At 71.7% G+C, this 24,125-nt stretch carries 21 protein-coding genes and 1 pseudogene; 14 read left to right on the top strand and 8 right to left on the bottom strand.

Features of this window, described 5'->3' with window-relative positions; all coding sequences use genetic code 11:
- Nucleotides 1-40: 40 nt before the first annotated feature.
- The 8 genes from AB0L40_RS05190 to AB0L40_RS05225 are packed head-to-tail and all read right to left on the bottom strand — an operon-like array spanning nucleotide 41 to nucleotide 8,222.
- Nucleotides 41-1,546, bottom strand: coding sequence for an NADH-quinone oxidoreductase subunit N (locus tag AB0L40_RS05190; protein ID WP_364350204.1), 1,506 nt, complete (start codon nucleotides 1,544-1,546; stop codon nucleotides 41-43).
- On the bottom strand, nucleotides 1,546-3,018 hold the full coding sequence (locus AB0L40_RS05195; protein ID WP_364350207.1) for an NADH-quinone oxidoreductase subunit M: 1,473 nt from the start codon (nucleotides 3,016-3,018) through the stop codon (nucleotides 1,546-1,548). Before AB0L40_RS05195 ends, AB0L40_RS05190 begins: the two co-directional genes overlap by 1 nt.
- Nucleotides 3,018-4,979, bottom strand: a complete 1,962-nt coding sequence (locus tag AB0L40_RS05200; protein ID WP_364350210.1) for an NADH-quinone oxidoreductase subunit L — start codon at nucleotides 4,977-4,979, stop codon at nucleotides 3,018-3,020. The genes AB0L40_RS05195 and AB0L40_RS05200 overlap by 1 nt, the downstream gene beginning before the upstream one ends.
- The gene (gene nuoK / locus AB0L40_RS05205; RefSeq protein WP_364350213.1) at nucleotides 4,979-5,287 is read right to left on the bottom strand and encodes an NADH-quinone oxidoreductase subunit NuoK; all 309 of its coding nucleotides are present in this window, start codon (nucleotides 5,285-5,287) and stop codon (nucleotides 4,979-4,981) included. The genes AB0L40_RS05200 and nuoK overlap by 1 nt, the downstream gene beginning before the upstream one ends.
- A complete protein-coding gene (locus AB0L40_RS05210) occupies nucleotides 5,284-5,820 on the bottom strand; it encodes an NADH-quinone oxidoreductase subunit J (protein WP_364350216.1) in 537 nt (178 codons plus the stop codon). Before AB0L40_RS05210 ends, nuoK begins: the two co-directional genes overlap by 4 nt.
- Nucleotides 5,817-6,725, bottom strand: a complete 909-nt coding sequence (locus tag AB0L40_RS05215; protein ID WP_364350219.1) for a complex I subunit 1 family protein — start codon at nucleotides 6,723-6,725, stop codon at nucleotides 5,817-5,819. Before AB0L40_RS05215 ends, AB0L40_RS05210 begins: the two co-directional genes overlap by 4 nt.
- Nucleotides 6,718-7,908: a hypothetical protein gene (locus AB0L40_RS05220; RefSeq protein WP_364350222.1), complete on the bottom strand. Its 1,191-nt coding sequence runs from the start codon at nucleotides 7,906-7,908 to the stop codon at nucleotides 6,718-6,720. The genes AB0L40_RS05215 and AB0L40_RS05220 overlap by 8 nt, the downstream gene beginning before the upstream one ends.
- Entirely contained in the window at nucleotides 7,899-8,222 is a 324-nt protein-coding gene (locus tag AB0L40_RS05225; RefSeq protein WP_364350225.1) for an NADH-quinone oxidoreductase subunit A, read from the bottom strand. The genes AB0L40_RS05220 and AB0L40_RS05225 overlap by 10 nt, the downstream gene beginning before the upstream one ends.
- A 372-nt stretch (nucleotides 8,223-8,594) precedes the next feature.
- Here AB0L40_RS05225 and AB0L40_RS05230 point away from each other — a divergent pair.
- The 14 genes and pseudogenes from AB0L40_RS05230 to AB0L40_RS05295 form a co-directional block, all read left to right on the top strand.
- Nucleotides 8,595-8,864: pseudogene (locus tag AB0L40_RS05230) on the top strand (helix-turn-helix domain-containing protein); the annotation flags it as partial.
- Nucleotides 8,768-9,076 carry a hypothetical protein gene (locus tag AB0L40_RS05235; RefSeq protein ID WP_364350228.1) on the top strand — a complete coding sequence of 103 codons (309 nt, stop codon included), beginning with the start codon at nucleotides 8,768-8,770 and terminating at the stop codon, nucleotides 9,074-9,076. The pseudogene AB0L40_RS05230 and the gene AB0L40_RS05235, both read left to right, overlap by 97 nt.
- Nucleotides 9,077-9,586: 510 nt before the next feature.
- Nucleotides 9,587-9,952 carry an integrase core domain-containing protein gene (locus tag AB0L40_RS05240; protein ID WP_364350231.1) on the top strand — a complete coding sequence of 122 codons (366 nt, stop codon included), beginning with the start codon at nucleotides 9,587-9,589 and terminating at the stop codon, nucleotides 9,950-9,952.
- A gap of 309 nt (nucleotides 9,953-10,261) precedes the next feature.
- The gene (locus tag AB0L40_RS05245) at nucleotides 10,262-10,582 is read left to right on the top strand and encodes a metalloregulator ArsR/SmtB family transcription factor (protein WP_364350234.1); all 321 of its coding nucleotides are present in this window, start codon (nucleotides 10,262-10,264) and stop codon (nucleotides 10,580-10,582) included.
- A gap of 179 nt (nucleotides 10,583-10,761) precedes the next feature.
- Nucleotides 10,762-11,664 (top strand): conjugal transfer protein, encoded by a 903-nt coding sequence (locus AB0L40_RS05250; protein WP_364350237.1) that lies wholly within the window; start codon nucleotides 10,762-10,764, stop codon nucleotides 11,662-11,664.
- Complete coding sequence (locus AB0L40_RS05255; protein ID WP_364350240.1) at nucleotides 11,661-11,993, top strand: hypothetical protein; 333 nt, start codon at nucleotides 11,661-11,663, stop codon at nucleotides 11,991-11,993. The genes AB0L40_RS05250 and AB0L40_RS05255 overlap by 4 nt, the downstream gene beginning before the upstream one ends.
- A complete protein-coding gene (locus tag AB0L40_RS05260; protein ID WP_364350243.1) occupies nucleotides 11,990-12,700 on the top strand; it encodes a TcpE family conjugal transfer membrane protein in 711 nt (236 codons plus the stop codon). The genes AB0L40_RS05255 and AB0L40_RS05260 overlap by 4 nt, the downstream gene beginning before the upstream one ends.
- Complete coding sequence (locus AB0L40_RS05265) at nucleotides 12,697-15,156, top strand: ATP-binding protein (protein WP_364350246.1); 2,460 nt, start codon at nucleotides 12,697-12,699, stop codon at nucleotides 15,154-15,156. Before AB0L40_RS05260 ends, AB0L40_RS05265 begins: the two co-directional genes overlap by 4 nt.
- Complete coding sequence (locus AB0L40_RS05270; protein WP_364350249.1) at nucleotides 15,153-17,546, top strand: hypothetical protein; 2,394 nt, start codon at nucleotides 15,153-15,155, stop codon at nucleotides 17,544-17,546. The genes AB0L40_RS05265 and AB0L40_RS05270 overlap by 4 nt, the downstream gene beginning before the upstream one ends.
- Nucleotides 17,543-18,097, top strand: coding sequence for a hypothetical protein (locus AB0L40_RS05275; RefSeq protein WP_364350252.1), 555 nt, complete (start codon nucleotides 17,543-17,545; stop codon nucleotides 18,095-18,097). Before AB0L40_RS05270 ends, AB0L40_RS05275 begins: the two co-directional genes overlap by 4 nt.
- Entirely contained in the window at nucleotides 18,094-19,371 is a 1,278-nt protein-coding gene (locus tag AB0L40_RS05280; RefSeq protein WP_364350255.1) for a hypothetical protein, read from the top strand. The genes AB0L40_RS05275 and AB0L40_RS05280 overlap by 4 nt, the downstream gene beginning before the upstream one ends.
- 380 nt (nucleotides 19,372-19,751) lie before the next feature.
- On the top strand, nucleotides 19,752-22,403 hold the full coding sequence (locus AB0L40_RS05285) for a hypothetical protein (RefSeq protein ID WP_364350258.1): 2,652 nt from the start codon (nucleotides 19,752-19,754) through the stop codon (nucleotides 22,401-22,403).
- A complete protein-coding gene (locus AB0L40_RS05290) occupies nucleotides 22,400-23,326 on the top strand; it encodes a replication-relaxation family protein (protein ID WP_364350261.1) in 927 nt (308 codons plus the stop codon). The genes AB0L40_RS05285 and AB0L40_RS05290 overlap by 4 nt, the downstream gene beginning before the upstream one ends.
- Before the next feature lie 152 nt (nucleotides 23,327-23,478).
- On the top strand, nucleotides 23,479-24,125 hold a 647-nt coding region (locus AB0L40_RS05295), incomplete at its 3' end, for a DNA methyltransferase (RefSeq protein ID WP_364350270.1).

Raw genomic sequence — 24,125 nt, forward strand, 5'->3', positions numbered from 1 at the left:
TTTGCCCCCGTCACTTGCGACGAGCGCCGATCTGATGCGTTCAGCGGAGCATCGTCGCGTGATCGACTAGGGACAGCAACGGCTCGGCGGCAAGTCCGAAGACGAGGACGGCACTGGCAGCTGCAGTCGCTGCCCGATTGACTGCGCGTATTCCGTGTCGTCGGCCGCTGCGATCGGTGTCGTCTCGGCCGACGGTCGGCTCACTTGACTCAAGTATCGCCGGGGTGAGGAGGCGGAGGTAGTAGAACAGCGAGATCACGGTGTTGACGACAGCGATCACGGCCAGCCACGTCTGGTCGGCGTCGATCGATGCGGTGAAGAGCTCGAGTTTGCCGACGAAGCCGGTCAGCGGCGGGATCCCGACGAGCGACAGCAGTCCGAGGCCGAGCGCTGTGGCCTGCCGGGGGTGGCGCCGTCCGAGGCCGGCGAACGCGGAGATGGCGACGGAGCCCTGTTCGCGCTGGACCGCGATGACGACGGCGAACACCGCGAGGTTGGTGGCCGCGTACGCGATCGCGTAGTAGATGAGCGCCGGGAGCGCCTGCTCGGATCGGTCCAGGGCGGCCACCGCCATCAGCATGTAGCCGGACTGGGCGATCGACGAGTAGGCCAGCAGGCGCACCGCGTTGTCCTGCCGCAGGGCCGCAAGGTTCCCGAGGGTCATCGTCGCCGCAGCCACGATGGCGATCACGGTGCTCCAGCCGATCAGGTCGGCTGGGAGCGCCAGCGTGAGGACGCGGGCAAGCGCGATCAGGCCCGCGAGCTTCGGAAGGACCGAGAGGTATGCCGCGACGGCGAGTGGGGCACCGTCGTAGGCGTCCGGGGTCCAGAAGTGAAACGGTACCGCTGCGGCCTTGTAGAAGAGTCCGACGAGCACCATGGCGGTCGAGGCGACGACGATTCCGGCCGGAGCGCTGGAGAGCGCGACCCCGATCTCCCGCAGCGACGTGGTGCCGGCCTGCCCGAACCACCAGCTCAGGCCGTAGGCCATGATCGCGCCGCTGACGGTGCCGAAGATGTAGTACTTGATCGATGCTTCGTTGGCGCGCTTTGAGCCGCGGAGGTACCCGGTCAGGATGAATGTGGCTAGGCCGAGCGCGCCGATCGCGATGGCGATCAGGGCGGCGTCCGCCGCGCTTGCCAGGACGACGCAACTGAGCGACGCGAAGGTCAGGACGGCGTAGAACTCTCCCTCGCGGTCGGTTCCGCGGACCGCCGGTGCAGCGAGGATGCAGCAGATCGCGCCGCCGATCCCGACGACACCTGTCAGCGCGAGCGATGGGCCGTCGACCTGCACCGTGGCGCTCATCGTCGAGCGGAACCCCCGGTCCAGCCAGACCCCGGCTGCGAGTGCGGCGCAGGTCAGGTGCGCGACGGTGACCCAGGTTGCGACCGCTCGTTGGTGCGCACGCGGAAGGAACGTGGCGAGCGCGACTGCGACGATCGCGGCCACCGCCAGCGTGCCGATCGGGGCCAGCCACGCGAGTTCGCGCAGCATGGTGTCCTCGGCCGTCTTGGCCTGCTGGAGGGTGCCGCCGTTGCCCATCACAGGAGCCAGGAGGCGGAATGGATCGCGTCGAGCGCGAGCCGTGGGTAGATGCCGAGCACAACGGTCAGCAGCAGCAGTGGCGCCAGGGTCGCGCGCTCTCGGCGGGTGAGGTCCGCCAGGTCGTGCAGGCGTTCGGGGGTGCGGCCCATGAACGCACGTTGCAGCGCCAGGAGGAACAGGCCCGCGGTGATGACGATTCCCGAGACCGCGAGAGCACCGACGACGGGGAAGGCGTCGAACGCGCCGAGGAACAGTTGCAGCTCGGCTGGGAACTGCGCGAGCCCGGGCAGCCCGAGCGAGGCGAAGAACATGATCGAGACGACGGCGCCGAGGACCGGGAGCGGGCGAAACAGCCCGCCGAGTCGGCGGAGGTCTCGTGTCCCGGTCTTCTCGGCGATCATCCCCGCGAGCAGGAAGAGGCCGCTGGTGACGATGCCGTGGGCGATCATCTGGAGCACGGCGCCGTCGATCGCGAGTTCCCGGCCGCGATCGCTGATTCCGGTGGCGGCTGCGGCGGCAATGCCGATGACGATGTAGCCCATGTGGTTGATCGACGTGTACGCGACCAGGCGCTTGAGGTCGGTTTGGGCCAGCGCGACGAGACTGCCGTAGAGCGCTGAGACGAGGCCGAGCAGCGCGACGGGCAGCGCGAAGTGCTGGAACGCCTCGGGCATCATCTGGAGGTTGACCCTGATCAAGCCGTAGGTGCCGAGTTTCAGGAGCACGCCGGCGAGCAGCACGCTGCCCGAGGTCGGCGCCTCGACGTGGGCCGCGGGAAGCCAGGTGTGAAACGGCACGATCGGTGTCTTGATCGCAAAACCCGCGAAGAACGCCACGAACGCGAGCGACGCCCCGAGCCCGGTGCCCGCGATCGGCTGCTCGTCGGCGAGACGGATCATGTCGAAGGTCCCGTGGTCTGATGCGAGGACCATGGCGATGATGCCCAGGAGCACCGGAAGCGACCCGATCAGGGTGTAGAGGAAGAACTTCAGCGCGGCGTAGCGGCGGCGTTCTCCTCCCCAGAGGGCGATCAGGAAGTACATCGCCACGAGCGTCACGTCGAAGGCGATGTAGAAGAGGAAGAAATCCTCGGCCAGGAAGTACGCGAGGCATGAGGCCTCCAGCAGCAGCAGCAGTCCGGCCGCAGCACGGGACATCGGTGCCGGTCCGAGGCCGTGGATGATCGCCACGAGGAACAACACGACGGTCAGCGCGACCAGAGCGAGGGACATCCCGTCGACGCCGAGGCGCCAGGCGACGCCGAGGCTAGGGATCCACGTGGCCTGTTCGACCAGCTGCATCCCGTCGGCAGGATCGAACCGGATCCAGGTCGCGATCACGCAGACGCCGGCGAGTGCTGTCGCGCCGAGCGCGACGAGCAGCGGCGCCCGGCCCGGCCGCGCGGGCAGCAGCGGCGTCAGCGCTGCGCCCAGGAACGGGAGGACGATGGTGAGAGTAAGCCAGGGCATCAGAGCAGCGCGGTCAGGACGAGGAGGACGACGAGCGCGAACACGCCGAGCGTCGCGTCGCGCAGGTATTCGTGGAGGTGGCCGGACTGCAGTCGCCGGGACGCATCGCCGGCGTGACCGATCTGGCCTGCGAGGCCGTCCACCAGCGCATCGACGCCGCGCTGCTCGATCGCGTCGGACAATCGCCCGGCAGCGAGGCCTCCCCGACCTGCCCGGTCGACGGCTGCGTCGACGCCGCGCCGTTCGGCGATCTCCAGGAGCCGCGACAGTCGCACGATCAACCGTGCCGCACCGTCGACGCCCACATCGAGGACAACGCGCTCGGCACGGGCGATGCCGCGACCGATCACCCGCGCACCCCACGCCGAGCGAGCGACGATTCGGTCTGACGCCGCAGTCGTCGCTCGCACCGCGAAGGCGGTACGCGGACCCGTCCGCGAGGCGCCCGGGAGCCCGTGCCGCGATCGCGACGCGACCGCGGCGGACGCAGCATGCGGCCGCCGGGACCGCCGGCCGACCAGGACGGCGACGCCGCCGAGCGTCACGGCCACGAGCGAGGCCAGCAATGACGACGGCGAAGTGGGCAGCGGTCCGGAGTTCAGCAGCCGCTCGACAGGCCCGCCCAGAGCACCGAACGTGATCGTCGCCAGCGCCGCCGCTGCGAGCGCGGTCAGCATCGGGCCACGACCGCGCGTCGCGACGGGCTGCTGCTGCACTGCCGGGGCCCAGAGGACGAGGGCTGCTCGGAGGACGTACGCGCTTGCGCCTGCGGCGGCCAGCAGCGCGAGCACGAACCAGGCGTCGCGGATCTCGCTGGCGGCGACGATGTGATCCTTGCTCCAGAAGACCGCCAGCGGCGGCACGGCGGCGATGCTCGCCCCGCAAACGGTGAACAGGCCAAACGTCCAGGGGTCGTCGCGACCCGCACCGCGAAGGTCCCGAAGATCCGTGCTGCCGCGTGCGTGCTGAAAGATTCCGGCGGCGAGGAAGAGCCCGCTCTTGCCGACTGCGTGGGCGACGAGGTGGAAGATCGCGACGGCCGGTCCACCGGCCGCGAGACCCAGCAGCATCAGCCCGAGGTGGCTGGACGTCGATCCGGCGAGGACCCGTTTGAGGTCCCGCTCGGTCAGCGCGATCAACGCGCCGACCACCGCGGTGGTCGCGCCGAGGTAGCCGATCACGACGAGCGGCCAGCCGTGAAGCAGCGGGGCGGAGCGCACGAGCAGATAGACCCCTGCGGCGACCATCGTGGCGGAGTGCAGCAGCGCACTGACGGGCGTCGGACCGGCCATCGCACCACCCAGCCACCCCTGCAACGGGACCTGGGCGCTCTTGCCCGCCGCGGCGACGATCAGTCCGAGTGCTACGACCGTGCCGAGCGCCCCGGACGGCCGGTCGCCCGTGAATGCGAGCGACCCCGTCGCTGTGAGCAACGCCAGCACCGCGAGGTACAGGCCGGCGTCGGCCGAGCGGGTGGTGAGAAATGCCCGCACGGCGCCCGCGTCGCCCGCATCGGTCCGCGGAAACGCGATCAACCGGGCGCTCGCCGCACCAACGAGCTCCCAGCCGATCAGGAGCGACAGATAGCCGTCGGCGAGCACCAGTCCTTGCATGGCGGCGAGGAAGGCGAGCAGGCCCGCCAGCGCCGAACCCCGCCTGGCGTCGCTCGTGAAGTACCCGGCCGCGTAGAGAAGGACCATGATTCCGACGCCCGCGACGGTCGCGCTCATCGCGGCGGACAGCGCGTCGAGTCGCAGCCCGACACGAAGGCCGGCAGCAGGAAGCCACGTCAACCCGGTCCTGCTCCGCTCGCCGTCGGCGGCCGCCACGAGCAAGGCCCCCGCGGGGATCGCCGAGAGCGCGGCGACGAGCACCGCAACGGCGCCGGGGCGCGGCGCGACGCGCACCACGAGCGCACCGACGGCAGGCACGAGCGCGGCGAGGACAAGCACCACGGACATCAGCCCTCAAGCTCGTCGAGGTCGTCAATTTCGGCGGTCCGCGAGGTACGAAAGGCGCTGATCACCAGGCCAAACCCGATCGCGGCCTCCACCGCCATCAACGTCATCAGCACGAGCACGAAGAACGCCCCGCTCGTCGCCGCCGGAAAGGAGAACCGTAGGAACGCGACGACGTTGAGCATCGCCGCGCCGAGCATCAGCTCGACGCCCATCATCACCATGATCGCGTTGGTCTGCCCCAGCGCGCCATACAGACCGATGGCAAACAGCACCGCAGCGAAGCCGAGCACGATCGGCAGGGTGATCATCGGTCCTCAGCTCCCGGTGACGGCAAACCGAAACGTCCGCCGCGCTTGGCCAGCAGGACCCCGCCGACCATCGTAAAAAGGATCGTCGTCGCCGCGAAGAGGAACGTGAGCATCGAGCGGCCCATGACCTCGAAGCCGATCGCGCGTACGTCGGGCGCTGAGGTGCCGACCACCCGCGCCGGCCAATCGGTGAGCACTGCGACGACAGCCAGACCGATCCCGACACAGACCGCCACCGCGATCGAGCGACGCTTGTCGTGGGTCATATCCATCCCCATCAGGCCGCCAGGGTCGGGCATGAACATCACCATGAAGAAGGTCATCGTGACCATCTCACCGCTCATCATCAGCAGCAACAGCACCCCAAGAAACTCGCTGGCGAGCGCGAGGAAGACAAAGCCCTCGAGCGCGAGCGACGCCAGCAGCAGCAGACCGGCGCGAGCCATCGAGCTTGTTCGGAAGACCTGCAGGCCCGTCCAGAGCATCAACAGCGCCGCGGGCCAGAAGACCAGGGCAGTCGTCACCGGGCTCATCGGTAGAACACCAGCGTCACGAGCCCCGCCCAGGCGATCGCCAACAACGCGAGGGGATTGGCGACCTTCCACGCGAACGGCAACAGACGGTCGATCTGCACCCGCGGGACCCGGCCACCGACCCACAGCGCAAGCGCGGCCACGATCGCGGTCTTCAGGGTCATCCAGACGGCGGGCGGCAACACCGGACCGTGCCAGCCCGCTCCGAACAACACGACGGTCATCGCCGACATCGCAACCACGAGGATGCGCTGGGCCAGACGGATCAGCGCGGCGTCAAGCCCCGTGTACTCGCCAAACGCGCCGCCGCCAAGCTCCGAGGGGGCGTGAGGAAGGTCGAACGGTGGCAAGAAGCAGACCGCCGACGCGGCCGGCAGCCACAGCGCCAGCGCGAGTGGCTGAACGATCGCGGTGGGCACGGCATGCTGCGCGTCGACGATGACGCTCAGCCGCAGCGATCCGGCCGGTGCGGCCACCGCGGTGACGACCATCGCGATCGGCATCGCGTAGGCGAGCATCAGCGCGATCCAGCGAAACCCCGCGACCACCGCGAGAGGGCGTCCTGCACCCCATCCGGCCATGAAGATGGCGGGCGTCACATACGCCAAGGCTGCCGGGACCGCGATCGCACCGGTCGACAGGTCGATCCCGCGAAACCCCGGCGCCCACGGCACGAACGCCAGGGTGAGTACCGCGGCAAGCACCAGCAGCGCGGGCGCAGTGTGGAACAGCACGGCATCACGCTGGTCCGGGCGACTGAGCGGCTCGCGGAGCCCGTCGACCCCCGAGCGAACCAACACCCACGGCCGCACCTGTCCCGTGGCGATCGCCTGTTGCAACAGCGCCACACCCCACGCGCCGACGAGCGCGACAGAAAGGATCGCCAAGGGGGTCCAGTCACTCATGAGCGTCGATATTCCACGGCGAGAGGTCCAGCGAGACGGCGGCCATGAGCGCCGAGGACCACTCGCACCCGATCATCAGATCCGCCGCAGCGCGCCGGGCCGCATCGGCGCCCGCCGCGCTCAGCCTCCATCGGTCCCCGATCCGCTGCGCCGACAGCGGCCCTCGAGGACCCTCGACGGCGGGTGCGGCAACGGCGTGACAGGTGCTAGCGGACCTGTCGGCCAGCCGTCGACACAGGTCGACCGCGGCGAGAGCCTCGGCGACGCGCAGCCCCGCCCGCGCCCAGGCATCTCCGCCAGCAGCCGTCAACGGTGAGAACCCCATAGCCACATAGGCGGGGTCGGTGCCGCGGGCGTCGTCAGGTATGCCTGCGGCACGAGCGATCGGGCCGCGCAGCCCGCGCGCGGCGACCGTGTCGGCATCGAGCCGGGCCCGGCCTTCCAACCGCCGGCGGATCGTCCGCCGCTTCAGCAGCGACCCGAGGTGCGCGACCTGCTCCTGCGCCGTAGGACTATCACGGCGTAGCGCAACGACGGTGTGACCGGCAGCGGTCGCTAGGCGCTGGTCGTTCAATAGTCGACCCAACGCCCGAAGCCAAGCGACGTGGCTGAGGGCACGTTCATGCTCGACGGCCCGCAGATCGGTTGGACGGTCCAGCGCACGGTTCAGCGTTGCCCGCCATGCAGCTGGGGCGAGCAGGTCGGGCGCCGTCGGCGCGCCCGTGTCGGCGGCCACACGCAGCAGCGCCATGACCGTGGCGTTGCGCACGACGTCCCCGTCGAGGGTGACCGACAGCTGCAGCCCGCCGGGCAGAGCGGTTCCAAAGGGGCCATGGACGACCTTGAGGTCTTCCATGATCAATCCGTCGGCGGAGGGGTTACCGACGATCGCCATCATGTCGTGGTCCCCATCGTCACCCCCTTCCGAACAATCGTCAGGTTCGGGATCGTCGACCGAGACGGTGCCGGTCGGTGCTGCCGACCGTTGCACCGCAGTTTCGTCCGGGAGACGTCCGAGCAGTGCGTCAGCGGCCGCGCCCAAAGAGGACTCGGGCACGAGCGCGTCCCGGAGCCGCTCGGGTGGCCCGTGGTCCGCGCGAAGCCCGAGCTCTGCCGGGTCCGGCCCCCAGAGCGCCCAAGACTGCTCGTCGGGAAGCACGAGAGCAGGTGCGGTCACGACCACTCAAGCGCTCCTTCGCGCCAGGCGTAGGCGATACCGAGGCCCAGCACCGAGAGGAAAAACCCGATCTCAACGAACGCGAAAAGCCCGAGCTCCCGGAAAACGACGGCCCACGGGTACATGTACGCCATCTCCATGTCAAACGCCAGGAAGAGCAGCGCCACCAGGTAGTACCGGACGTGGAAGCGGGTCCACGACGGCGTTTCGTCTTCGTGGCGGATCCGCACCGGCCGCCGTGCGCGCGCTAGCGCGTACGCAATTGCCAGCGAACCAGCCACCAGTGCCATGAGCACGAAAAGCAGCGTCAGCGGTGCCATGGTCAAAGGGAAGTGGGGGCGCGTGCCGAGAAGTGTTGGCTCATTGCGGCTCCCCTTGCGAGCGAGGGGCGGTGCATACAACCGCATGCGGCGTCGAAGCTGAGGGAAGCCGTAGGGCCTACTAGTACCCCCCAGGGGTAGACCGTAACGGCCAATCGCGCCAGGGCCGATAGGAGGGGTTCGCGATTCGGAAGTGCCACGCTGTCGTGCATGCCTACCACTGACCGCGGCGCACCTGCACGGTGCGCAGGAGTGACAGAATCCTGGGATGCCGCATCCGTCTGAGTACCGCTCCGTCTCCGCCCGGCTAGAGCGGGAGGAGAGTGACCGGATCGCGGAGGCAATGTCGGCGTTCACCGCCCCAGCCGCGCGCGACTGCTCTACGCCCCGATCTCGGGCGAGTCGACGGTCGAGGAGCTCGCTGCCGCGGCGGAGGTCTCTTCGACGGTCGCGTCGCAGCAACTTCGGGTGCTGCGACAGCTCGGCGCGGTCGCGGTGCTTCGCGTCGGACGCCACGCGTTTTTACCCGGCTGCGCGATCACCACATGGCCGACCCGCTCACCGCGGTCCGCAACCGCGCCGAACAACCGCTACTCCCAGGGAACCATCGCCCACGCGGCGAAGGAAGGCACGGCGGCATGAGTCACCTGCCGACCTGCACCGACGACTACGTCGACCACCTCGACTTCGACATCGAAGCGGTCGAGCATCACGGCCACGTCGATGACCACGGGCACAGCCACGGCCTCGTCGACCGGTTGATCACGCAGTCCCGTGACGGCCTCCGGACCGTCGCGATCAGCCTCGGTGTCCCGCTGGTCACCGCTTTGGCGCAGTCGCGATCTTCGCGCTGACCAACAGCCTCGCGCTCCTGGCCCACGTCATCCACAACGCCGGCGACGCCCTGACCGCCACCCCTCTGGCGATCGCGTTCCTCCTCCGCTCTCGGGTTGCCGAGAAGCGCGCGGGCTACTTCGTCGTCGCCGCACTCTTCATCAGTGCTCCGGTGGACGCCGGAGAGTCGATTCACCGCCTGATCGACCCGCAGGACCTCACGCACCTCTGGGCCCCTCGCAGCCGCCGGCGAGATCGGGTTCATCGGCAACGAGATCGCCGCCCAGATCCCCCACCCGCACCCGACCCTACTTCGAGCTCGAGACCGCCGGCGGGGGGACGTGGCGCTCCGGCGACGTCGTCGGCTACTGGGGCAAGGTCGTCCTCGCGGGCCCGGCCACCAAGACGCAGACCCACCGCGACGCGATCGCGTCCGGTCAGGCCGCGATCGACGAAGCCGAACGCCTCCTCGCCCGGCCGTCCCTGGAAGACCTCACCGAGCCGGACGGGACCGTCACCCGATTTTCCTCGTGACCGATTACGGCCCGGGCTTCAAGAGCGACGCGTTCGCCAGGTTCACCGACAACCGCCCCGAACTCACGCACATCCGCACGCGGAAGAAGAGCCCGGAGGCCAACAGCGTGATCGAGCGATACCACGGCGCGATCAAGATCGAATGCCTCTGGCGCCAGCTGACGGCCGACGGAGAGGAGATGACTGACCAGGTCGAAGCGTTCCGACGGCTCTACGACGAGGTTCGACCACACGAGGCACTCGCGGGTCGTCCCTCGATGCCCCGGATCTGCATCGTCGAGCGGCCCGGTGCGAACGGGCCGGGGGTCACTGTCGCCCACTGGGCGCATCTGCGTCTCGAAGTTGCCGCCACCGAGGGCTAGTACAGAGGCATTCGAGCCATCGCGAGAATGCAGTCGTCGGTCGTGGTGCAACCGGAAAAGCGCACGCTTTCGGAGTTGTCGACTTGATGGTGGTGATCGCCGACGATGGTGCAAATCCCCCGCCTCGCCAACGGTAGGAGGCGGGGTCGAAAAACAGGAGCGTGAAGAATGGTCAAGACGTATGGGACGCCGCCGCGAAGCGATCGGATTTCCCCGGTCGGCGGGCGGGGCGCGGGCCGCGGGGTCCAGGCGCGTCCGCCCGGGGGGAGCGCGGCCGGGCGCGGAGTTCGGGCGGTCAGCTCGCCGGAGGTGCTGGAGGTCGTGATGGTGCGGTTGCGGGTGATCGGCGAGCCGACGCGGGTGCAGATCATGGCGCTGCTGGACCGGCTGGGAACCGCGACGGTGCAGGAGATCACCGACCAGCTCCCGAGCGTGCCGTCGACGAGGCAGAACGTTGCCAAGCACCTGCGAACGCTCTACGAGGCCGGTCTGGTGGTGCGTCAGCGGGACGGCAACCGGGTGCAGTACCGGCTCGTCGACTGGTCGGCGCTGTGGCTGATCGATCAGATCGCGCAGAGCGTCGCCACGCACCTGGAGGGCCGCCGCGACGCGTTGCGCGGCGCCTCGTAGCCCCACGGGCCACCGCCCGTAGCTGCGAGGTAAAGCCGGGAGCTCGGCCGTCGTATGGTCGGGCTCCTTTTTCGTGGGGTGCAACCGGCCGCGCGCGTGGTTGTAGATTTCCGGTGGTATCGGGCATACAACGCTCTTTGTCATCGATCACCCGTCGGGGGTGATCGAGCAGCCGAAGGGTGGTTGTAGTGCAGAACGTCAGTCGTGAGGATCCGGAGCGCCGCCCGCCGCTCACGGAGCGCTCGGGGGATCTGGCTCGCGGAGCCGGCAGGGTGGTCTTCTGGGCCGTCGTGGGGTTGGTGCTGGTCCGTGGCGTCGGGTCGATCCTCATCGATCCGACCGCCCGCCGCGCGCCACCCGCGGAGCACGCCGCGACGGCCTGGCCGGATGCGGAGGCGCGGGCGTTCGCGGAGCGCTTCGCCTCGACCTACTTGGACGTCGCACCGAAGCGCCCGAGGGCGCATCAGCGGCAGGTGGCGTCGTTCTTGACTGAAGGCCTGAGCGACCAGGCGGCAGCGGTGCTGCCGCCGCGCGGCCCAGGGGCGAGGGTCGCTCTGGCGACGGTGGCGCGGGAGGTCCCCCTGGGCGGCTCCCGCGCGCGCTTCACCGTCGCCACCACTTCGACCACCGGCACGGTCAGGTACCTGACCGTCCCGGTGGCCCGCGACCCGACGGGCGGGTTGAGCGTCGACGGCCTCCCGTCGCTGGCGCCCCCGCCCGCCAAGGGCACCACGCCGGTCGCCGAGTCGACCGCGCTGTCGGGTCCGGACGCCCCGGCGATCCGGGACGTGGTCGGGCGGTTCCTCTCGGCCTACGTGAGCGGCCGGGGTCCTTCGACGCTCTCCTACTTCCTCGCACCCGGGACGCGGCTGGTGCAGATGCCGCCCGGGCTAAACCTGCTCTCCGTCGGCCAGGTCTCCCGCGACCCGCACCCCGAAAGCGGGGCGGGCGTAGCCGTAGCGGTCGCGGTGCGGGTCAAGGACTTGGCCACCGGCGCGACCTACCCGTTGAGCTATCGGCTGCGGGTGGTGCGCCGCGACCGCTGGTACGTCAGCAGCGTGGCCGGGGGGCCGAGCGCATGAGCGGCCGGGACCTGTCGGCGCGCTTGAGGCTGCTGGAGATCGCCGTGGCCGTGGTGGTCGGCGTCGTGCTGATGCTGCTGGTGGCTCCGGAGGCGTTGGGGGCGACGGGCAACGACATCGGGCAGAACTTCGGCGATCTGCTGCGCCAGTACGCCGGGCAGATCTACGGCGGGGTCGTCGCGCTGTTCTCGCTGATCTTCCTGGTCAATCGGCGCTACAGCGAGCTGGGGATGTTCCTGCTGGCGGCGATCGTCGTGGCCTGGATGGTCTTCTCGCCCGACTCGGTCGCCCGGGCCGGCCGGTCGATCGGAAGCCGGCTGTTTCGATGAGCGGCGATCAGACGCAGCTGGTGCGCTCGTACCAGCGGATCTTCACGCCGGACCGGCGGATCTACCAGATCGAAGGGCACCGCCTCCCGGTCCCCGGCGGGATCCCGCTGGCGTGGCTGGCCTACGCCACCGCCACCCTGCTGACGGTCGTGCTGCTGTCCACCCGGTCGATCGGCCTCACCGCCGTGCTGGCCGCGGTCGCCGCGGCCGGTGGCTGGGCGCTCGGCGATCGCCGGGGCGCGCTGCTGGTCGGCGTCGGCATGCTGCTCGCCGCTCAGGTGACCGGGATGGCGCTGACGACGATCGACTGGCCGTCGCGGCTGGTGATCCTTCCGGCGGCGGTGGCGACGCTCGCGACGCAGGCCACGCCGGACGGTCGCCCCATGCACCGCTACGTCCGCTCGTGGCTGGCGCTCCGTTTGCGTCCGGCGCGGCGGTCGCTCGGGCGCCCGCTCCCCGCGGCGGGGCAGCGACGCGTGCTGGCCGGACGCCTGTGGGTCATGCCCGACCATCACCTGCCGGTGCTGCGTCGCGGGCGGATCAGCGGCCCGGCGACGGTGACCTTCGCAACGTCGGTCGAGATCGTCGCCTTCCGCCTGTGGCCCGGACGGTCCCGAATCGCCCGACCCGTCGGTCCGAATACGGACCGGGCGGCCGTCGCGACCGTCGAGGTGGCGCGTGGGGAGCGGTTGGAGGTGCGCCCGTGAGTGGCTGGCTGCCGGTGCGCTACGCGCGCCAGAACCTGTTGATCGGCCGGGGCGGGGAGGCCGCGGGCCTATACCGGCTCCCGACGGTCGCCTACGCGTTTCTGCCCGCGGCGGCGAAGTGGCGGTGGCTGCGGACCCTCGAGCGCCTCGCGACGGTGATCGGCGCGGACTTCAGCCTCTACCGCGTCACCCGGGCCTACCCCGCGCAGCGCTACGTCGACCAGGCGATGGGGCTCGTCGACCCGCGCGTCCCCGACTCCGACCGCTTCCGCACGATCGTCCAAGCCCACCGGCGACGACTGCAGCAGCTCGCGTCGCATGCTCCTGAGGTCTATCTCGCGGTCGCGCTCGTGGAGGACGATGCGGGGGAGGGGATGGGTCGCGGGCTGGTCCGGTCGATCGACACGGCGCGGCGGCGGCTAGAGGACCTCGCCGGCGTCGGCGACGCGCAGCCGATCCCCGGTGGTCGGCTCCGGGCGCTCGCGGGCCTCGAGCAGCGCATCTTCGACCAGCTGCGGCAGGTCCTGGCGGCGCGGCGGGCGACGAGCCGGGAGCTGGAGTGGCTGCTGCGCCGCGCCCCCTTGCGCGGCATCGCCGAGCCGACGGTCGAGCCGTTCTGGGCCCCCGACGCACTGGTGATCCAGAGCGACGGGAACACCGTCTACGAGCCGGTCGGCCACGACCTCTGGCAGCCGTTGAACGCGCCGATCACCGAGCCGGCCACCGGCCCGGGTCGACTGGTCGTCGAGAACGAGGCGGGGGACAGCCACCAGGCGTTCCTCGCGGTCGGCGTGCTGGCCGACGCTGCACCGTTTCCCGGTCCGACGGCCGAGCTGTTGCACGCGCCGCTGGAGGGCGTGCGGTTCCCGGTCGATGCGGTGCTGCACGCCCGCTGGGTCGGCAACCGGCAGGCGCTGGCGCAGGTGAGGAAGCGGATCACCGACGTCGAGCACGTCTACCGCGAGCAGACCGAGGGGTCCGTCCGCGGACCCGGGTTCCTTCAGGAAGAGGATCGCGTGCTCGCACGGGAGTACGAGGCCGTGCTGCAGGGGACCGCGCACCCGCCGATGCTCCAGGCCACGATCTCGCTCGCCCTCGGCGCACCCGACGCCGAGGAGCTGGAGCGGCGGGTCGACGCGCTGCGCGAGCGCTACGGCGTGGTCCAGCTGCACCGGCCGCGCGGGCTGCAGGAAGCGCTCTTCTTGGACCACCTTCCCCGGCCTGACGGCGGGCGCGTCTCCGATTACCGAGCGCAGATGACGGTGGAGCAGTTCGGGGCGCTGATGCCGATCGGCACCCAGCAGCTCGGAGGCGACGAGGGGATCTACCTCGGGACCACCGGCGGCACGGGCGGTGGTCGCCCGGTCCGCTACGACCCGACTGCCCCGTCGCGGCAGGCGCGCACGTCGGCGGTGCTGTTGGCGGGGACGTTGGGGTCGGGGAAGACGGTCGCCGCAGAGCTGATCGCGTATCTGGCGGAGCGTCGTGGCTCGTTGGTGGTCGACTTCGATCCCAAGCCCGACCACGCCTTCGACCAGATCCCCGACCTTGAGGGCCGGGTGCAGGTGCTGGAGCTCGCTGGCGACGAGGACCAGCGCGGAGCACTGGATCCGCTCCAGATCGGGCTCGACGATCTGCGGGAGGAGCTGGCGTCCTCCTACTACCTCGACCTGCTCAGGGATCCGCCGCCGTCGTGGGAGAACCAGATCCAGCGCGCGGTGCGCGACGTCGTCCGTGCCGGCGGGCGCTCCTCGCTCCAGGTCATCGACCGCCTGCGTGATGCGGCCGCGGACGGAAGCGGCGCGGCGGGCGAGGTCGCCGACGCGCTGGAGGTCGTGGCCGACTTCGGGCTCGCGCGCCTCGGATTCGGCAGCGACCCGGATGGCCCGGCCGGCGAGGCGGTGCGGCCGGTTGCGCCGGTGACGACGATCCGGACCCCGGGGCTCACGCTCCCGGACCCCCGGACGTCGCGGGAGAGCTACACGCGCTCCGAGCGCGTCTCCGTCGCGACGCTCGCGCTCGTGGCCGCCTACGCGCTGCGGCTGGTGTCGCGGGACCGCTCGCGGCACAAGATCGTGCTGCTGGACGAAGCGTGGTTCCTCTTGTCCTCCACGCAGGGCCGGTCCCTGATCAACCGCCTCGTCCGCCTCGGCCGCGCGTTCAACGCCACGGTGCTGCTGGCCACCCAGCGGCTGGAGGACCTGGGCGATCTCTCCGACCTCGTCGGTACCTACCTGATCTTCGGCCAGGAATCCGACGCCGAAGCCGGGCGCGCGCTGCAGCTGATCGGCCTGGACCCGCAGGACCAAGCGCTGGTCGCCCGGGTTCGCGAGTACCGCAAGGGTCGCTGCTTGATGCGCGATCTCGACGGCCGCGTCGGGGAGCTGCAGATCGACCCCGCCTCCGACACGCTCCTGCAGGCGCTTGACACGACGCCGAAGGCGGCGCGCGCGTGAGAGCGGCCGTCGATCGCGCCCGCCGGGTGGCGAGCCGCCGGATGCTGCTCGTGTCGGCGATCGCTGCCGCGCTGGTGCTGCTCGCGGAGCCGGCGGCGGGCGCGGCCAGCGACCTGTTCCAGAACATCGGGCCGGCGTCGCAGTTGCCGCAGGGGGCGCTCAGCGACCGCTACCCGCTGGGCCACTACGAGCTCGATCATCACTTCGCCGCCGTCAAGGCCGGCGTCCTCTCAGGGATCGACGTCTCCGGGATCCCGCCGACGATCGCGTGGTTCCTCGCCAACACGCTCTGGCAGCTGACCGCGTTCCTGGCGCACCTGACGATCACGGTCTTCACGTTCGCGTTCAGCCTCGACCTCGTCAACGGCTCACCGGCCACCGGCGGGGCGGGCGCCCTTGCTCCGGTTTCCCGGGCGGTCGGGGCGGTCTACCAGACGACGTTCGGCGAGCCGTGGATGGTCGTCGCGATCCTGCTGGCCAGCCTGTGGGCGATCTACCAGGCACTGGTGCGCCGCCGCTACACCGAGACCGCCGGATCGCTCGCGCTCTCCGTCGTCCTGGTGATCGTCGCGCTGGCGTTCGTCACCCAACCCCAGCGCACGATCGGGACGGCGTCGCGGTGGTCCAACGCGATGTCCGGCGCGTTCCTGTCGCTGACCTCCAAGGGGACGGTCTCCAACCAGCAGCAGGCCAAGCAGAACGCCTCCGACCAGCTCTTCGCGCTCTTGGTCTACCAGCCCTGGACGGTCCTGCAGTTCGGCGGCCTCGAGCACTGCGTCAAGGCCCCCGTCGATCAGGACGACCCGCAGTCGGTGGGCGTCCGGCCGCTCGCCACCGACCCCGCCCGCGACGCCCAGCTCTCCGCGCAGCTGCGTCGGTCCGGTCAGGTGCAGGGCGACCGGAAGGCATGCGTCAGCAACGAGCGCAAGTACGCCCCGCACTTCCTCGGCTTCGCCGGCGACCAGCGCGACGACCAGTACGAGGCGCTGAAGGCCGGCGACACCGACAAGCTGCCCGACGCCGACCCCGGCAAGCGCAACGGCAGCTACCGGCTCTCGGCGGTCGACAAGCCCGCGGCGGACGCGATGGGCAAGGACGGCCAGTACGAGCGGCTGCTGCTCTCGCTGGTCCTCTTCGTCGGCGAGCTCGGCGCGTTCCTGCTCTTGGGGGCGCTGTCGATCGGGGTGATCCTCGCGCAGGTCCTCGTGCTGCTGCTGGTGGCCTTCGCGCCCGTCGCGCTGGTGATCGCCGTGTTCCCCGGCCGCGGCCACGAGTTCTTCCTCGGCTGGCTCACCCGCCTCGCGGCGTTCCTGCTGCGCAAGGCCGTCTACTCGCTGATCCTCGCCGTCCTGCTGGCCGTCACCGCCGCCGTCGGCGACGCCTCGTCGAACCTCGGATGGCTGATGGCCTTCGGCCTGCAGGCCACGTTCTTCTGGGCCGTCTTTCTCTACCGCCACCAACTCGCCGGCCACCTGACGCTCGCCACCACCGGCCACAGCGGACGCGACGACGGGACCGCGAAGCTGGTCGGCCTCTACGCCGCCGCCCGCGCCCTCAAGCGCCTCGGACCCACCTGCCAACCGCCACCCCCGCCACCCCCGCCATCCGGACAGCGCTCGCAGCCCACGGCGGGGCCGCCCGGCCCTGGCCCCGGATCGCCGGACCTGGCGTCGGGTGACGGTGCGCCCGAGACGGGTGATGCGTCGGGGGCTGGTGACTCGGGCGCTCCGGCCAACACGACCGGTCCGGCCGCTTCCACGCCGCCGGACCCCGCGGGCGCCGGCGGGCCGGCGCGTCCCGATGCGGACAGTGGTCGGGTGCGGGAGGCCAACGACGAGCCCCGCCGCGTAGACACGCGACCGGATCGACGGCACGCCCAGCGGCCTGGCGGGACGGTCCTCGACGACCGCTCCGCGACCGCGCCCGCACGCCGCCGGGCGCAGCGTCCCGCGGCCGCACGGCTCGCACCTGCCAGCCCCCCGATCGATCCGACGACCGTCCCCGACCGCGCGGCCGATCGCCCCGCGGCGACCGCGGCGGGCAATCCGGGACCGACGATGCCCACCGCCGACCACGGCGGTGGCCGCAGCCGTGGCGATGCCCACGGGTCGGCCGCGGACACGTCGGCCGGGGCGAGCACGCCGTTGCTGCGCGACCTCGACGCCGACGCCCAACGCTTGAAGCCGACGGCCGCGACCGACCGTGCGGAGCGCTCGCCGTCGCCAGCGACCGACCGCGGGTCCGCGACTTCCGCTGCTCCTTCGGCCGCACCGGCACCGGCACCGGTGCCGCGGGTAAAGCGTCGCGCGGTCTCGACGCGCGACGAGGTGCCGGCTGATCGGTACGACGACGGGCCGCCGGAGCTCCCGGCGTCGGAGGAGCGGTCGTGATCGCCTGGCTGCGCGGGATCGCCGCGCGACCGATCCACGATGCCGGCCGCACCTTTGCGGTTGCGGCGCTGCTGCTGGTTCTCATCACGATCGTCCTCGTCTCGCTGACCAGGACGCCAGACCGCGAGCGGGCCGTCCGCGCGACGCCTCGCGTCGACGTGCCGGTGGTCGTCCCGGCCGCCCCCACCAGCACCGTCCCCGCCGACGAGCAACGGGCCACGAGGACGCCGGAGCGGGTCGAGGTGGTGGTCCGCGAGTTCTTGGGCGGCTACCTCGCCGCGCTCTACGGGCACGGCACCGCGGGCCGGATCCACCACGCGACCGCCGGGCTGCGCAAGCGGCTGGCGCGCCGACCGTTCCGGGTGTCGCCGGCGACCCGTCGCCGCCATCCCATGATCCAGCGCCTGACGATCACGCCGGTCGGGCGCGGCTCGCGGTGGCGGGCGGTCGCGACGGTCGCCGACGGCGGCGTGGCGACCTACCCGATCGGCCTCACCCTGACCCGCACCACCCGGGGCGTGGCGGTCAGCGACCTGCTGGAGGACGAGTGAGCGCCCGTCGCCGTCCTCGACGCTGCGGCTGCATCGCCGCGCTGGCCTTGGTGCCTTTCGCGCTGGTCGTGGTCCTGACGCTCGGCTTCACGCTCGCCCTCGGCGGTACCCCCACCGATTGCCAGGCCGACGGACCCGGAGGGTTGGGCGGTCCGGCGGGACCGGATCCAACGCGCTCCGCCGCCCAGGACATCCCCCCGGATCGCCTGGCGCTCTACCGGCGAGCGGGGGGTGCCGAGGACATCGACTGGACGTTCCTCGCGAGCATCGGGGCGCAGGAGTGCGACCACGGCGCTTGCCGTGGTGACAACGGCTCCGGCTGCGCCGGTCCGATGCAGATCGCGATGCGCCGCGGCTCCCCGTGCAGCCCCGGCTCCGGGCCGACGCTGTGGGACCAGTACAAGACCGACGGCGACCACGACGGACACACCGACGTCAACGATCCCGCTGACGCGATCTTCACCGCCGCGCGGATCCTGCGCCGCGCCAAGCACGCCCCGGCGACCGGCGGCGGCTACGCCCGGTACCGCCAGGCCGCGTGCTCCTACTACGGCGCCTGCGCCGACGGCGTCGCCGCATACGCCGACCAAGTCATGCGTCGCGCGGTCCAGTACGGCTTCCACGGCATCGGCTCCCCCGCAGCCAGCGACTTCAAAGGCGCGCAGGCGACACTCGACCTCCCGCCCGAGCCGCCCGACGGAAGCGGCACGTGCGCCGGATCGACCGGCCTGCAGGCCGGGGACGGGGAGCTCGGCCCGGTCCGCAAGGCCACCGGGCCGCGCCACCTGGCGCCGCTGCCGCGATCGGTGGTCGCCTCGGGCTTCGGTTCGATTCGCTGCGACGCGCGGATCGTGCCCGACGTCGTGGTCCTGGCTCGCCGGTTCCGGGTTTGGGTGAGCGCGTGCGTCAGCATCCATTCGCTCGCCGGCGAGCACCCGCTTGGCGCTGCCGTCGACCTCGTCCCCGCCGACGGGAACTGGGACCGCACCGCCCGGCTGGCAAAGGCGATCGGCTGGAAGGCATCGTGCGCGGCCAGCGGCGTCGCACCCAACTGCGCGAAGCCGCCGTTTCGGTTCGTCGGCTACAACGGCTACCCTGCCCACGGCGACCCGGCCCATTGCGTGCCGTGCGGCGGCGGCCCGCACCTGCACCTCTCCTGGCTGACGTCCGCCTCGCAGGGCGAGCCGCAGAACCAGCCGCGGACGGGGTACTTCGCGCCGGACTGGATCGACGTCTTCGACCCCGCCGCGAGCTCGGGAGTCGGGGATGCCTGAGCGTCGGATCTCGGATCTGTTCGCCGGCGCTGGCGGCCGGGACGAAGGCCTCGCCAGCTGCGGCTACCGACGGTCCCTGCAGATCGGCAACGCGGTCTGCCCGCCGGTCGCCCAGCACGTCCTCGACGCCGCGATGCGTCCCAGCCTCGCCGCCCACCACGGGTGTCCGTCGAGGGGCCGCCGATGAGCACCGTTGCCCGCCGGGCCCTCCCGACTCCTCGAGGGGCAGTTGCGTCTGCGGTTGCCCCTGCGGTTGTCGCTGCGGTGGTGCCTGCGGTCCTCCGCAGCGTTGACGAGGATGGCCGCGATCGGCGTCATGCAACGGGATCGCGAGGCTCTCGTCGTGCCGACATCTCTCCGTCCATCGCAAGGTGCCTGCCGTGACCCCGGTCGTTCTCATGACGTCGGCTGCCGGGGGGCTCGCGAGTCCGCTGGCGCTCGGGGCGCTCCTCGCGGTCGTGGCCGGAGCCGTGGCGCTGGTCGTGGTCCGCCGGGCGATGGTGCGTCGGGCGCTCGGCCGCCGTGTGCGCGTGCAGATGGTCCCCACCGACGCGTTCGACCCGCCCGTCGAAGCCGTGACCCGGTTCGCCGCGGGTCTCGGTCGCACCCGCCGCGTGGTCCACAACCTGCTCGACCTCCAAGCGAGCGCCGCCCGGCTGCGGCTGACCCCCGACGCGGCGGGCCGGCTGCGCTACGAGGTCGAGCTGCCCGCCCATGCCCGCAACGCGCTGGCCACCGCCACCTACCCCGACGTCGAGCTGCACGACACCACCCTCGAGCCCGCCGAGGCGACAGCGCCCGACGCGCCGACCGGGACTGGGCCCGCACCGGAACCGGGACGGGCCGTCGCGCCAGGGCCGGCGGCCGCAACCACGCGGAAGGGGCGGGCGGTGGCGCGGGTGGAGCTAGTGCTCGCCCGGCCGAGCAGCTCGCCGCTGCGCGACATCGGCCTGGACCCCGACCCGCTGGCCGCGATCGCCCGCGCGACCGCCACCGTGAACACGGATGCGGGAGAGTCCGCGACCGCGTGCGTGGACCTACTGCCGGTGACCGCCGCCGGCCGCCGGCGGATTCGCCGGCGGCTGCTGCGCCAGGCCCGACGCGACGAGGAGCCCCGGGTCGGGAACGGGCCGTCGGTGAGCGAGCTGCTCCTCGGCCGCCCGCCGGGACGTGGTGGCGCACCGCCGGCCGAGCTGGTGCAGCGCCGCAGCGGGCAGCGCGCGCTGACCGCGAAGCTCGGCAACCCCGAGCCGCTCTTTCAGATCCAGGTCCTGCTCCACGCCACCGCGACCGAGAAGGGACGAGCGGTCAACCTGGTCCGGAGCCTCGCCAGCGCGTTTGACCAGTTCGCGGGCGAGAACTACTTCCGCGCCTCCGGCCTGCGCCTCCCCGGCGGCCTGGCGTTCCTCGGCGCCGACAGCCGGCTCCGTCGCCGCAGGTTCGACCGGCGGCTGGCCAGCGGGCGCTTCCGGCCCGCGCGCCGCCGGATCGTCGGCGCCTCGGAGATCGCCGGGCTGCTCAAGCCCCCGAGCGCGAAGTGCCTGGCATCGAACGTCGTGCGCTCCGGCGGACTGATCCCGCCCCCACCACCCGGGCTGCCAACCTTCCACGGCCAGCCCGGCCTGCTGCCGCTTGGCAGGGTCGGCAGCGGGACGGGTGAGCGGCTGGTCGGGGTGCCGCTGAAGGACACGTTCTTCTCCTACATGGGCGGCCGCTCGCGCTACGGCAAGACCGAGACCGCGATCGGCCAGGCCCTCCACCTCGCCCGCGCGGGCCATGGCGTGTTCTTCCTCGATCCGCACGAGGACGCGGTCCGCAAGCTCAAGCGCCACCTCACCGACCAGGGTCTCCGCGAGCGGGTGATCGAGGTCAACCTCGCCGACCCCGACCGCCAGCCGGGGTGGAACCTCTTCGCCGCCCACGGCCTCCCCGCCGGGCGGCGCGCCGAGCGCGTTGACGCCGTGGTCGACGCGTTCGCCGCGACGATGGGCTGGGGCGAGCAGAACACCCGGGCCCTGAACCTCGTCTCGCAATCCGCCCAAGCCCTCACCGAGCTGGCTGCCCGGCTGCCGACCGGGCTGGCTCCGACGCTCCTGCAGATTCCGAGCTTGTTGGGCAACGAGTCGTGGCGCACCGCGGTGCTGCCCCACGTCTCGCCAGCGACGCGGGCGTTCTTTCTGGAGCGCTTTCCGCGGTTGAGCAGCGAGGCGATCACGCCGATCACCAACCTGATCGACCGGTTGCGCGTCGCCCCGGCCGTCGCGGCGCTGCTCGGGACCCCGGTCTCGACCTACGACGTCCGCAACGCGATGGACCGCGGGCTGATCGTCCTGGCCTGCCCCGGCACCGGATCGACTCGCGACCGGCTGATCGCGAGTCTCTTGGTCTACGACCTGCTGCACCAGGCCAAGACCCGCGCGAACCTGCCGCCGGACCGGCGCCGCCCGTTCTACGTGTTCCTGGACGAGGTCCAGACCTACGACAGCGCCGGCGCCGACACGCTCGCTGCGCTGTTGGAGCAGAGCGCGAAGTTCGGGCTGCGCGTCTTCCTGCTGAACCAGAACCCCGAGCGGCTCAGCCCGGCGACGTGGAACGCCGTCTCCACCAACCGCTCCCACCTCTCCTCCACCGCGCTGGCGTCGAAGGCCGCGGCGCTCCTCGCCCGCGAATGGGCCGGGCAGATCGAGCCCGAGGTCGTGACCCGGCTGGAGCGCTACACCTACCTCGCGTCGGTCACGCTGGACATGCAGGTCAGTCCGCCGTTCCTCGTCCACGGCACCCCGGTCGAGGAGCTGTTCCCCGACGCCGACCACCCCGAGCACCTCGACCGGCTGGAGGCCGCGATCGACCGCACCACCGGCCGGCGCCCCGTGGCCGGAACCGTCGCGCGGCTGGACGACCACGACGAGGCGATCCTCCACGCCCTCCAACGCCAGACCGACGACAACCGTCCGGGCCAGCCGTCGCCGCGCGGCTCGCGCGGCACCCGCACGCTGTCTGCGCCCCGCCGTAGCCCGGAGGGCCAGCGATGAGCGCCCCGAACGCCGAGCGTGGGGTGCGGCGGTTGGCGCCGGTGGCGGTCGCGATGCTGGAGGGCCTCTACCAGCACCGCCTGCTGACCGTCCGCCAGCTGCAGGACCTCTACACCCCCGGACGGTCGATCCAGTGGACCCAGCACCTCGTCCGCCGCCTCGAGCATGCCGGCCTGGTCGCCGCGACCCGCCAGCCCCGGGGCAGGAAAATCCTCTACCTCACTCCGGCCGGCCTCGACGCCGTCGAGGCGGTCCCGACCACCGAGCCGCGCCGCAAGGCGATCACCGCCGAGCACGCCGCCGGGCCGCTGCAGCGCCACACCCTCGCGGTCAACGACGTCGGGATCGCGTTCGTCCGGGCCGCACGCGACCGCGGCGACGAGTTCGGGCCGCTGGCGTGGCGCCATGAGGTCGCGCACCCGATCGGCCCACCGCCCGGACGCCGACGCGGCGAGCAGCTGATTGCTGACGCGCTGCTCAGCTACCAGCAACAGGACCCCGACGGGGCGGTGCGGTTCCACTACCGGTTCCTGGAGCTGGACCGCGCGACGATGCCTACCGACGCGCTGGCCACCAAGCTCGCCCGCTACGCCCGCCTCTACCACCACGCCCTCCCCGCCAGCCCCGGCGACCAACCGGTCCCGGGCTGGGAGACGCGCTACCCGGTCTTCCCGACCGTCCTGCTCGTCCTCGCCGGCGACACCACCGCGGCGCTCGAGCGGCGCCGTCGGGTCGTGCTCTCGCTCTGCGCCGAGGACGCTCAGCTCCAGCGCACCCCGGAGGTCGAGATCACCGCCGGCCTGCTCCAGCAGCTGCAGACGGAGGGGCCGTTCGCGGCGATCTGGCGCACCACCACCGAACCTGAGACCGCGGTGGACTGGCTAGGGAACCCGCACTCGCGCGACGGGGGCGCTCTACGGTAGCCCGCGGCCCGCAGCACCCGCCGACGGCTCCGGATGCCGCCGACGAGCGCCTGGCCCCGGACTGGCAGGTCGTCCACGGCGACTGCCGCGAGGTACTGGCCAGCCTGCCGGAGGCGAGCGTCGATGCGGTCGTCTGCGACCCGCCGTACGGCATCGACTTCCAGCACGCCACCTGGGACGGTCGCGACATCCGCAACGACTACGCGTCGCAGTCCGAGCGCCCGATCAGCGCCGGACGGGCGCTGGAGGCGTGGGCCCAGGGATGGGGCGAAGCGTGCCTGCGGGTGCTCAAGCCCGGTGGGCACCTCGCCGCGTTCGGCGCACCGCGCACCTTCCACCGCGTCGCCTCCGGCCTGGAGGACGCCGGCCTGGAGTTGCGTGACACGTTGATGTGGCTCTACGGCACCGGCATGCCGAAGTCCCGTCGCTACCCCGGCGGGACCGGCACGAGCCTCAAGCCCGCCTGGGAGCCCATCCTCCTCGCCCGCAAGCCCCTGCACGGCACGGGGGCCGCGAACGTCGACCGCTACGGCACCGGCCGCCTGAACATCGACGCCAGCCGTGGCGAGGACGGCCGCTCCCCCGCCAACGTCCTGACCGGCCACCACCCCGATTGCGCCAGCGACCGCTGCGTCGCCGGCTGCCCGCTGCCGCTGATCGACCAGACCGCCCGCCAAGCCGGCGTGCCGCGGACGGTTAGTCGGCTCTTCTACTGCCCCAAGGCCAGCCGCAAGGAGCGCGACGCCGGCTGCGACCGGCTCCCCGTCCGCACGCTGGACCTCTTTCCGCAGAGCCACCG

Origin of the sequence: Patulibacter sp. NPDC049589 (genome assembly GCF_040675535.1) — a bacterium.
GTDB lineage: Bacteria > Actinomycetota > Thermoleophilia > Solirubrobacterales > Solirubrobacteraceae > Patulibacter.